The sequence below is a fragment of the Roseburia sp. MSJ-14 genome (genome assembly GCF_018918225.1).
Lineage (GTDB): Bacteria > Bacillota > Clostridia > Lachnospirales > Lachnospiraceae > Petralouisia.
In genome coordinates this window covers 40,525-51,914 of sequence record NZ_JAHLQD010000049.1, presented here as the reverse complement: position 1 = coordinate 51,914, position 11,390 = coordinate 40,525, and the positions used below count along the sequence as shown (strand labels likewise).

The window sequence follows — 11,390 nt, the reverse complement described above, 5'->3', positions numbered from 1 at the left end:
TACCTCTTTATAGAGGACCAGTAACAAAGCTTGTGATACCCGCCTTTCAGGCGTGTATGCAATCAGCCCTTTTTAGGGCTAATATTAAACCACCAGTTGAACTGGTGGTTGCTAACTTAAATAATAGAAAAATTGTGGTGTCAATTTAGGCTTGCCATAAGCAGGATAGATTGATGCCACTTTTTATGCAATAGGAAAGAATAAATTAGAAAGGGGTAATACTATGAGCAGAATCATCGGTATTGATTTAGGAACAACGAATAGTCTTGCAGCAGTGTGGGAGGATGGGCATGCACAATTAATTCCCAATTCATTTGGTGAGTATTTGACACCAAGTATTGTAAGCATGGAAGCAGATGGAACTTTTTATGTTGGAAAAGTTGCAAAGGAAAGAATGGTGACTCATCCCAAGGATACAGCCTCTGTATTTAAAAGATTTATGGGAACCAGTAAACGTTATAAACTGGCAGGAAAGGAATATCGCCCGGAGGAATTGTCAGCATTAGTATTGAGAAAATTAAAAGAAGATGCGGAAGCGTATCTGGGAGAGCCGGTAGAAGAGGCTGTTATTAGTGTACCTGCATATTTTAACGATATGGCGAGAAGTGCCACAAAAAATGCAGGGGAGTTAGCGGGTTTTAAGGTAGAGCGTATTATTAATGAACCATCTGCAGCAGCATTAGCATGTCAAAAGCAGAATCAGGAAGAAGATGCGTTGATGCTGGTGTTTGATTTTGGTGGAGGAACATTAGATGTTTCTTTAGTAGATTGTTTTGATAATATAATAGAAATATTAGCAGTTAGTGGTGATAATCACTTGGGAGGCAGTGACTTTGATCTTGTAATTGCTAAGGAATATTGTAAAGAAAACCAATTGAATTGGGAAAACTTAGATGGAGAAAAACAGGCAGTTATATTAGAAAGTGCTATTAATGCCAAAATTGCGTTAACAGGGCAGGAAAACTGCCATATGCTTGTAAATATGGAAAATATTAGTGGAAGCATGGAGTTGTCCAGAAAGAAATTAATACAAATTTCCCAGGAATTATTTTATCGAATGTCAGAACCGGTTCAGCATGTTTTGATGGATGGAAAAACCAGTATTGACGAAATACAAAAAGTGGTGTTAGTTGGTGGCTCTTGCAAAATGCCAATTGTACAAAAATATATGGAACATTTGATGGAAGGTAGACAGATATATACCATAAATCCAGGTTACATGATTGCATTGGGAGTTGGAACTTATGCAGGAATCAAAGAACGAAATGAAGATGTAAGAGACATGTTGTTGACGGATATTTGTCCATTTTCCTTAGGAACAGGTGTACATAATGTGGGAGATGAGGAAAATCCTTTAAATAAAATTATAATTGAACGCAATACAGCACTTCCGGCAAGTAGGGAAGCAATTCTTTGCACGGTATATGATAATCAGGAAAGAGTGGAGGTTGAGGTGTACCAAGGGGAAGAAATGTATGCAAAGAATAATATTTTGTTAGGAAAACTTAAAGTAAATGTTCCAAAGGCACCAAAGGGAGAAGAAAGTATTACAGTACGTTATACATACGACATTAATGGAATTCTTATAGTAGATGTAAAGGTAAATTCCACGAAAGAGAAGAAACAGCTTGTTATTTTAAATAAAGAAAATAATATGTCTGAAGGAGAACTTCAAAAGAGAATGAAGGCATTGGAAAAGTTGAAGATACATCCACGGGATAAGGAAGAAAATCAGTTGTTGTTAGCAAGAGGAGCAAAACTCTATACCGAAACGGTAGGATATATGCGAGAAGATATTGAAGGGAAAATGAAATATTTTACGTTCCTATTGGGAAAACAGGATGAAATTCAAATCCAACGTTGGGCAAAACAGTTAACAACATATTTAGATAGTATAGAGCAATATCTTCAGTCAGTACAAGAACCGTGGGAAAAAGTCAATGATTTTGTGCAGTGGTACGAGGAAAGCAGTACACAAGCTACACAGGAAGAAAAAGAAACATGGCAAGAATATGAAGATTGGAAAGGAACTTATTATACAAGTTAAGGGAGAAAATAAGTGGGAAGAATAGAGAGCGTTTTTGAAATACTAGGAATTGAACCAACAAAAGACATAAGAGCAATTAAAAAGGCTTATGCGGTTAAAGTGAAAAGTTGTCATCCGGAAGAAGAACCGGAGTTGTGGAAAAAGTTGCATGATGCATATGATGAGGCAATCAGGTATGCAAAGGGAACGGAAAGCTATGATTATTATAGATTTTCCGTGGAACCAATACAACAATCGAATATGAAAGCAGAATTGCCGAAAAGTGAGGAAACACTAGACAAGCAAGAGGACGCAGAGAAAATCTCAAAATCAAAGGAATCCACAAAAGAAAATGTGAATAAAGAAGATGAGTTAAATAAGATTTTCGGAGAATTAGAAGCGCAAGGGGAACAAAAAAAGCAACAATTGAAGCTGGCATATGAGAAAAAATTAGATGAATTGGCGAAATGCCTGAAAAAGCAATCATTTGCACAGTGGAAGAAATTTTTAGAAGACCCGGATTTTGTGCATTACTGTCAGATAGAAGAATTTTGGAAGAAATTTTTTGATGTACTGATAGAATGTGAAATGGATAAGAAAACAATCCATTATGTTGTGAAACAAATGGAGATGTTAGAAGAACAGTTGGCAAGTGCTATGAAGCTGGATAAGGTATCCAGGGTACGAAGAGCGAAAACAATTTGTAGGGAAAAAGAACAGTATCTTGAGATTGCCAGAGGAAAGATAAAAATAAGAAAAAAACGAATTGCGGTTGTGTTTGCGCTTATTTTATTAGGGCTTTGTATTGGAAGGTATTTCATGACAGGAATGGAAAAAACAACAAAGGAAATTGTAGCAAATTTAAATGAAAAGTATGGAGAAAATCGCTATTCGAAAGAAGATTTTCAGGTAGAAAAGCTGAGTATCAGTGATATCTACGGTTACAAGGGAGAACTGAAAATTTATAAGGCACAATTAAAAACGGATACTAGTAAGGTAGTTTATTATTTAAGTTATAAAAATGTATCTGAGCGAACTGTGCTACAGCTTGATAATTTTCAGCAGGAAGAGATTACAGCAGGATTACAGCAGGAGCTAGTGAACACTTTAGGAACAGAGAAAGGGATGATTTTTTTATCTGCATCAGACCCAAAGTATTTTTCGGAACGATTTAATGGAACAGAGAGTGTTTATAGTACAAAATACAATGGAGATATAAAAACATTTTTTGAACAGGAAAAATCGGTGCGAGAAAAGTGGATACAAATGGATAAGCATGCTTCGTATAAAATGTTAGATTCAGTGGGAGAACACATTAACGGACGTTGTGCGTTCTGGTTTCCGGACAAGGGCGTGGCAGATGTAAGACAGAGATTGGAAAATCCACAGAACAGTTATGGAGAAGAATTCTGTCAAGCTGTTAAAAATATAGAAGAGACGTATGGAATAAAAATTCTAGCAGCGGCATTACCGCAAAGTTATTATGAGAGTATGGAACAGGCGGTGGTAACGAATGAACATATGGAAAAGTGGTATTTGACCAGAACCGGATATCAAGTCGAGAGTGAGGCACCGAGAAATATACCTTTTGTTACCACATGGTACACATCAAAAGATTTTAACGCCACTGAAGTAATAAAGCAACAACAGAATATGTATCAGAATATAGCGGAAGTACAAGGTGAAGTATCACAAGGGAAATCCGAGGAGACAAAAGCAAGCGAGTTACATAGCATTGAAGCACAAATGCTAGAAGAGGGAATTTATTTGTTTGATACAACAGATGATGTAAAAACACCAATTCATGGAAGTGTAGAATATAATGGAAAAGAAATCTCTATTACGTGTTGTAGCATGAACTCTCCTAGATATATGTTAATTCTCGATATGGATAAGTTAGGAATAGAAGAAAATAATTATTATGTAAAGGAAGAATCAGATAATGGAGAGGCAGATGTTTATAAAGAATATCCGTATACTGCCGTAGGGGAAGAGGATTGTAGTGTATGGAAGGGAGAGGGATTACTATTTATTCCATGTACCCAAAGTGCAAATGCGAATAGAACTACTACTTATACAATTGTACTAGAATCAGTTTCGAATTAATTTTGACGGAATGGAACCTGTGTGGTAAAATGAATAATTAAGTGAAAAAATAAAAGCTAGAGTGATATAGGAGGAATTTGTCATGGCAGAATCCATGAAAGGGTTACATAGAACCCACAGATGTACCGAAGTATCCAATGCAAATATCGGTGAAAAAGTAACCGTTATGGGATGGGTACAGAAAAGAAGAAATTTAGGAAGTCTGATTTTTATAGATTTAAGAGATCGTTCCGGAATTTTACAGTTGGTATTTGATGAACCAAAAGTAGGAAGTGAAGGATTTGCAAAAGCAGGAACTTTAAGAAGTGAATTCGTAATTGCAGTAACCGGTACCGTACAAAAACGAGCAGCTGCTGTCAATGAAAGTTTAAAGACAGGAGATATCGAAGTAATTGCAGAAGATATTCGTGTATTGTCAGAGTCTGAGACTCCTCCTTTCCCAATCGAAGAAAATTCTCAGACCAAGGAAGAATTGAGATTACGTTATCGTTATTTAGACCTTAGAAGACCGGATATTCAGAAGAATATTATAATGAAGAGCAAGGTTTCCATGTTACTTCGTAAGTTTATGGAAAAAGAAGGATTTTTAGAGATTGAAACACCTATGCTGACAAAATCTACCCCGGAAGGTGCAAGAGATTATTTAGTACCAAGCCGTGTACATCCGGGAAGTTTTTATGCATTACCACAGTCACCACAGTTGTTTAAGCAGTTGTTAATGTGTTCAGGTTATGACCGTTACTTCCAGATTGCAAGATGTTTCCGTGATGAGGATTTAAGAGCAGACCGTCAGCCGGAATTTACGCAGGCAGATATGGAGCTTTCTTTTGTAGATGTAGATGACGTGATTGAAGTAAATGAACGTTTATTACAATATGTATTTAAAGAAGCAATCGGAATCGATGTACAGCTTCCAATTCAGAGAATGACCTGGCAGGAAGCAATGGATCGTTTTGGTTCTGATAAGCCGGATACACGTTTTGGTATGGAATTGGTAAATGTATCTGACGTAGTAAAAGGATGCGGATTCGGTGTATTTACCGGAGCTTTGGAAAATGGCGGTTCTGTTCGTGGTATCAATGCCAAAGGACAGGGAAGTATGCCACGAAAGAAAATTGACAAGCTGGTAGAGTTTGCAAAAGGTTATGGTGCAAAAGGCTTAGCATATCTTGCAGTAAATGAAGATGGAACTTATAAGTCTTCTTTTGCAAAATTCATGACCGAAGAAGAATTAAAAGCATTAGTAGAGAAAATGGAAGGACAGCCTGGAGACTTATTGTTATTTGCAGCAGATAAAAACAAAGTAGTTTGGGATGTATTAGGTGCCCTTCGTTTGGAAATTGGTCGTGAACTTGGCTTAATGGATAAGAACAAGTATAACTTCCTTTGGGTAACAGAGTTCCCATTATTAGAGTGGTCCGATGAAGAAAATCGTTTTATGGCAATGCATCATCCATTTACTATGCCAATGGAAGAAGATTGGGATAAGATTGATTCTGACCCAGGCGCAGTTCGTGCTAAGGCATATGATATTGTACTGAATGGTACAGAAATGGGTGGCGGTTCTGTCCGTATTCATCAGGATGATATTCAGGAAAAAATGTTTGAGGTACTTGGTTTTACAAAGGAACGTGCGCATGAGCAGTTTGGGTTCTTATTAGACGCATTTAAATATGGAGTACCACCTCATGCAGGACTTGCATATGGTTTAGACCGTATGGTAATGTTAATGTTACAGTGTGATTCCATTCGTGATGTAATTGCATTCCCGAAAGTAAAAGATGCATCATGTCTGATGACAGATGCACCAAACGTAGTAGATGAAAAGCAGTTAGAAGAGCTATGCATTAAAGTAGATGTGCCAAAAGAAGTCGAATAGAGTACAACCAAAAAAAGAAAGTGTTATGCAATGTAGTGTTACAAAGCATAACACTTTCTTTTTTACACGAGTAGCGATGAAAAGTGCTAAAATAATATATTATATCATATATAAAAAGAAAAAAACATGATATTTCCTGAAAAATATTTAGTAAAAAGTTTGCATGAAATATCAAGATTTTGTTCAAAAAGATAGTGTGATTTGTAGAAGAAAAAAAGAGGTTATGTTACAATAATAATCGTAGAAATAATTCAAATGAAAAGGGAGGAAAGAAAGTTGTGAAAAATTTTTGGAAGAAGTGGATAGCGGTTATTATTTCCATGACGATGTTAGCAGGACAGAGTAGTTTTGTATTTGCAGAAGATACAACAGTATCGTCAACACAAGTTGAGTTAGAGCAGACGGAAACAGATAAGGATAGCGTAGATGACACTGTGGCAGAAGAAACACAAAAACAGATAGAAATGCCAGCAGAGCAAGCGAAAATAGTTGAAACAGTGGATGAACAAGAAGAAAATCCAGTGGAAAACTTGGAACAGGAAAGTTCCGGCTATTATCTTACATTAGATGGTTTGACATGGATTTATCAATCTGACTATATCGATGTGGGAACTGCTTATTCAACAAACGATCCATATGTTCAGTTCAAATGGGAAATGTATAATGTTAATACAGGACAATGGTTTACTATTGCTGATTGGAATTATGGGAATTGGGCAAGTTGGAAGACCGATTGTGGAGACTACTGGTTACATTGTACAGCAAGAACTAGTGATGGAGCAATAGAACGTAGTAGTACAATTGCATTTCATTATGTAGCAGGAAATACACAAATTTCTGGAACCTATGCAGGAGATATAGGTAATGGAGATCAATCTATTTTATTAGGATGCGATTCGACAGAAAGTACAGTAGGATTAACGTATACATTTAGAATATATGATGTGAACTTAGAACAGTGGTCAACTGTTTCGAATAGAGGAAGCCAGTGGGTAACATGGTATGCAAAAACTGGGACATATTGGATACATTATGAATTATATACGAGAGATGGAAGACTGGCAGATACGCGTACAATTGCGATATCTTGTTCTCCGATTGTACGAAGAGCTCTTTTGATAGGAAATCAAAGTGCAACAGCTCAGAATCCAGGCACAAGATTTTTTAAAGATGTTGATAATATGTATAATACTTTGGCATGGGCCAATTTTGGAGGAATGCAATATAGTAGTATAGATTATATAAGAAACGGAACAAAATCTCAAATTGCTCAAAAGGTAAAGACAGCATTTCAAGAAACTAGTGATAATGATGTAAGCTATATATATATTACATGTCATGGAGGAAGCGATGGAAGAATATATATGGACTCAGAGAACATAGGATATACACCGAAAGAACTGAGAAATTTGTTTGATGAATACATTAAAGGAACAGTTGTAATTATGGTTACAAGTTGCTACTCTGGTAATTTGATTCAAAGTAATGATATTGAGTTAGGTGTACAGGATATAAGCGATGATGATATAAATGTATCCATGGGTGCTTTTGTAAATGCTTTTCAAGATATTTCAGTAAATAGCGGAGAGTTAGCTACACCTAAATATAAAGTTGTATGTGCTGCAAATAAATATGAGCAATCATATGGTTATCCAATGATAAATATATCAACGCAATATTGGACTAGAGCATTTGGTTGGGATTATTCGAGAAGTGTAGCAATAAATATGGAAGCAGATGCCAATAATGATGGAAAAGTTACATTAGACGAACTTCATAAGTATGCATATCCAAGAATTTTGACAGAGGTAAAAGGAAGTCACGAGGTTGTTTATCCGGAAAATAGTAATTTTGTCATTTATGGAAGATATTAGAAGGGAGAAATATTATGAAAAAAGGATTAGCTATTATTATTTCTACAATGTTAATGGTAGGGCAGAGTAGTTTTGTATTTGCAGAAGATACATCAAAGGAAGAGAGTACCTATACAGTAGACACTACACTTATTTGTAATGCTGCGACGGTTACACCAATTGGTGTATATACATATCCGTCTGAGCAGTCGGCAACCTATACTTTGACTAATGCATATGGTGGAGAAGATGTGGTTGGATTTGAGGTAGATGGAAAGTTAGTTGAAGGAACAAATAAAAGTGGTAATACTATGGAATATACATTTCCAGCAGGAACAGTAGGAAATCATACTTTGGGAGCGGGAATTGCATCTGATTTTCCAGATGGATATTATGTACAGTTAAAGGGATTTACCTGGGAGTATAGGGGAGATTCAATAGCAGTAGGATCTGCATATTATACACAGGATTCAAATCCACAGTTCAAGTGGGAAGTATATGATATTGCCAAGAATGAATGGACAACCATTCAGGATTGGTCATCTAGTAACTGGGTGGATTGGAAAGGTGAAAATGGTGATTATTGGTTACATTGCAGTATGAGATCAGAAGACAAGTTGGCAACTACTTCTCAAACAATGGCTTTTCATTATGTAGCTGGAAATTCACAAATCACAGGAACTTATGCAGGCTGGGATGCCGATAAAATTTTATTAGGTGTAACAGCGGGCAATTCAGATGCAACATTACAGTTCAAAATATACAATTTAGATACGAAACAGTGGGTATATTTGACAGATTCTAAAAATACATCCAATTGGATAACATGGTCCCCTGAACAGGGAAACTATTGGGTGCATTATGAGTCCTATACGCCAGACGGAAGACTTGCAGACACAAGAACATATTGTTTTGCAGTAAATACTCCGACTATTTTTACAAATTAGAAATATGATTTTTTAGGCAATCTAGTGAGTTGTTGAAATGAAGTACACCTCAAATGTTGGAAAAAATATTTTAACATTTTGAGGTGTATTTTATAGTGACAATTAAAAAAATAAATCACAAGGAGCACTAACACATGCATACCATACAGGCAAAATCAATTTTATCCCCTAAAAATGGAATGAATCTCTATCGTGGCTGTACGCACGGCTGCATTTATTGTGATGCTAGAAGTACTTGTTATCAGATGGAGCATGCCTTTGAGGATATTGCAGTAAAGGAAAATGCTCCGGAGCTGTTGGAAGTGGCGCTTCGCAGAAAAAGAAATAAGTGTATGATAGGAACGGGAGCTATGAGCGACCCATATCTACACGCCGAAAAGAAATTGCAACTGACCAGAAGATGTTTGGAATTGATAGACGAATATGGATTTGGATTGGCAATTCAGACAAAATCAGATTTGATTTTACGAGATTTAGATTTGTTAAAACGGATTAATCAAAAGACGAAATGTGTTGTTCAGATGACACTTACTACATATGATGAGAACTTGTGTAAAATATTAGAGCCCAATGTTTGCACTACGAAGAGGCGAGCTGAAGTACTAAATATTTTAAGAGATGAGGGAATACCTACAATATGTTGGATGACTCCCATTTTGCCATTTATTAATGATACAGAGGAAAATATCTGCGGAATCCTAAAATATTGTATAGAAGCAAAGGTATACGGTATCATGCAGTTTGGTATCGGTGTAACATTGCGGGATGGAGACAGGCAGTATTTTTATCGTAAGTTGGATCAATACTTTCCGAGAATGAAGGAAAGATATATACACACATATGGAAATGCGTATGAGTTGCCGGTGCCAAAACAGGCACAATTATTGCAAATCCTAAGGGAAGAATGTAGAAAACATCATATTATTTATGATGCAGATACGTTATTTCAATATATGGCAGAGTTTGAAGATAAACAAGCGGGCGAACAACTTACCTTATTTTAAGGGAAGTTGTTCGCCCGCTTATTGGACTCTTTCGTGACTCAGAGGTGTCATGAAAGATTACCCTTGGGTAAAGCGTGACAAGAACTGCCGAGTACGTTCCTCAGACGGATGTTCAAATATCTGTGTGGGAGTACCTTGTTCTAAAATATAACCATCATCCATAAAAATAACATGATTTGCTACATCACGGGCGAATGCCATTTCATGAGTTACAATAATCATAGTAGTATTCTGGTTCGCAAGTTCCCTTATTACTTTCAGAACTTCTCCTGTCAACTCCGGATCCAGAGCCGAAGTAGGTTCGTCAAAGCAGAGAATATCCGGTTGAAGAGCAAGGGCACGCGCGATTGCTACACGTTGACATTGACCGCCGGAAAGTTGATGTGGATAGTTATTCATACGCTGGGACAATCCCATCTGAATCAATAAGGATTCTGCCTGTTCCTTGATTTCAGCAAGTATTTCTGTTTTCCTTGCACGGTAATCCGGTTGTTCTTTTGCCAAAAGTTGTTTTGCCAACATGATATTTTCTAATGCTGTATATTGGGGAAACAGGTGAAAAGATTGGAAAACTAAGCCAAAATGGAGACGTTTTTTGCGAATTTCCGATTCCTGCTGTGTAGTAGGATTATCAGAGTCAAATAAGGTCTCACCGTTTACACGGATAATACCGGTATCCGGTCGCTCCAAAAAGTTTAAACAGCGAAGCAATGTTGTTTTTCCGCTTCCAGAGGAGCCGATAATTGAAACAACTTGTCCCTTTTCTAAAGAAAAGCTGATATCCTTTAATATTTCTGTATGTTCAAATGATTTACGAATATGTTCTACTTCTAAAATTGCCATGGTTTGTGCCTCCTATTCAAAATAACTCAGTTTTTTCTCTAAACGTCCAAGAAGAACTGTTAGAATACCATTAAAGATAAGGTAATAAATAGCGGTAAAGAATAGAGGCCAGATAGCACCGGAAATTCCCTGAGAGCCTTTCATAAATGCCTGACCTGCCCAGATAATTTCCTGCAAAGCAATGATGCGGGCGAGGGAAGTATCTTTTACCAAAGTAATAATTTCGTTAGACATTGGTGGAACAATACGTTTAATCATTTGAAGCAGTGTGACCTTAAAGAAAATCTGACGCTTTGTCATACCAAGAACAAGTCCTGCTTCTTCCTGACCTACAGGGACTCCCTGAATTCCACCGCGGTAAATCTCAGAAAAATAGCAGGCATAGTTAAGTATAAAGGACACAGATGCAGCAAGAAAACGTCCTGTTTCACCACCACCCCAGATTGGATTATGTAATACAAGACCTGGAAAATAGTAAATAATCAGAAGCTGAATCATCAGAGGAGTTCCTCTGACAATCCAGACAATAATTTTTGTAATGTAACTTAGAGGCTTGAAGCGGGACATAGAGCCAAAAGCAATAATTAACCCAAGGGGAAAGGCTCCGATTAGTGTTACGAAGAAAAGTTTTAGTGTTTGTAGAAAACCAATATTTAATGATTTTATAACAATTGGTAGCTGATTCAGAATCTGTTCCATGTGTTTTCCTACTTTCTATTACAATATAGTTAT

8 protein-coding genes are annotated in these 11,390 nt (G+C 36.7%); 6 read left to right on the top strand and 2 right to left on the bottom strand.

Going from position 1 to position 11,390, the window contains the following annotated elements; all coding sequences use genetic code 11:
• The first annotated feature begins 223 nt into the window (after window positions 1–223).
• The 6 genes from KQI83_RS13525 to KQI83_RS13500 all read left to right on the top strand — a co-directional run bounded on the left by KQI83_RS13525 (window position 224) and on the right by KQI83_RS13500 (window position 9,815).
• Window positions 224–2,047: an Hsp70 family protein gene (locus tag KQI83_RS13525; protein WP_216559112.1), complete on the top strand. Its 1,824-nt coding sequence runs from the start codon at window positions 224–226 to the stop codon at window positions 2,045–2,047.
• Window positions 2,048–2,059: 12 nt separating this feature from the next.
• The gene (locus KQI83_RS13520; RefSeq protein WP_216559109.1) at window positions 2,060–4,132 is read left to right on the top strand and encodes a J domain-containing protein; all 2,073 of its coding nucleotides are present in this window, start codon (window positions 2,060–2,062) and stop codon (window positions 4,130–4,132) included.
• An 82-nt stretch (window positions 4,133–4,214) separates the two neighbouring features.
• A complete protein-coding gene (aspS, locus tag KQI83_RS13515) occupies window positions 4,215–6,011 on the top strand; it encodes an aspartate--tRNA ligase (protein ID WP_216559107.1) in 1,797 nt (598 codons plus the stop codon).
• A gap of 278 nt (window positions 6,012–6,289) precedes the next feature.
• Window positions 6,290–7,885, top strand: a complete 1,596-nt coding sequence (locus tag KQI83_RS13510; protein ID WP_216559104.1) for a C13 family peptidase — start codon at window positions 6,290–6,292, stop codon at window positions 7,883–7,885.
• A gap of 14 nt (window positions 7,886–7,899) precedes the next feature.
• Entirely contained in the window at window positions 7,900–8,811 is a 912-nt protein-coding gene (locus KQI83_RS13505) for a hypothetical protein (protein ID WP_216559101.1), read from the top strand.
• A 134-nt stretch (window positions 8,812–8,945) separates the two neighbouring features.
• Window positions 8,946–9,815 carry an SPL family radical SAM protein gene (locus KQI83_RS13500; protein WP_216559098.1) on the top strand — a complete coding sequence of 290 codons (870 nt, stop codon included), beginning with the start codon at window positions 8,946–8,948 and terminating at the stop codon, window positions 9,813–9,815.
• A gap of 57 nt (window positions 9,816–9,872) precedes the next feature.
• Here KQI83_RS13500 and KQI83_RS13495 read toward each other — a convergent pair whose 3' ends face one another.
• Both KQI83_RS13495 and KQI83_RS13490 read right to left on the bottom strand, forming a co-directional pair.
• Complete coding sequence (locus tag KQI83_RS13495; RefSeq protein WP_253295635.1) at window positions 9,873–10,658, bottom strand: amino acid ABC transporter ATP-binding protein; 786 nt, start codon at window positions 10,656–10,658, stop codon at window positions 9,873–9,875.
• A 12-nt stretch (window positions 10,659–10,670) separates the two neighbouring features.
• Window positions 10,671–11,357: an amino acid ABC transporter permease gene (locus KQI83_RS13490; protein WP_216559095.1), complete on the bottom strand. Its 687-nt coding sequence runs from the start codon at window positions 11,355–11,357 to the stop codon at window positions 10,671–10,673.
• Window positions 11,358–11,390: the final 33 nt, after the last annotated feature.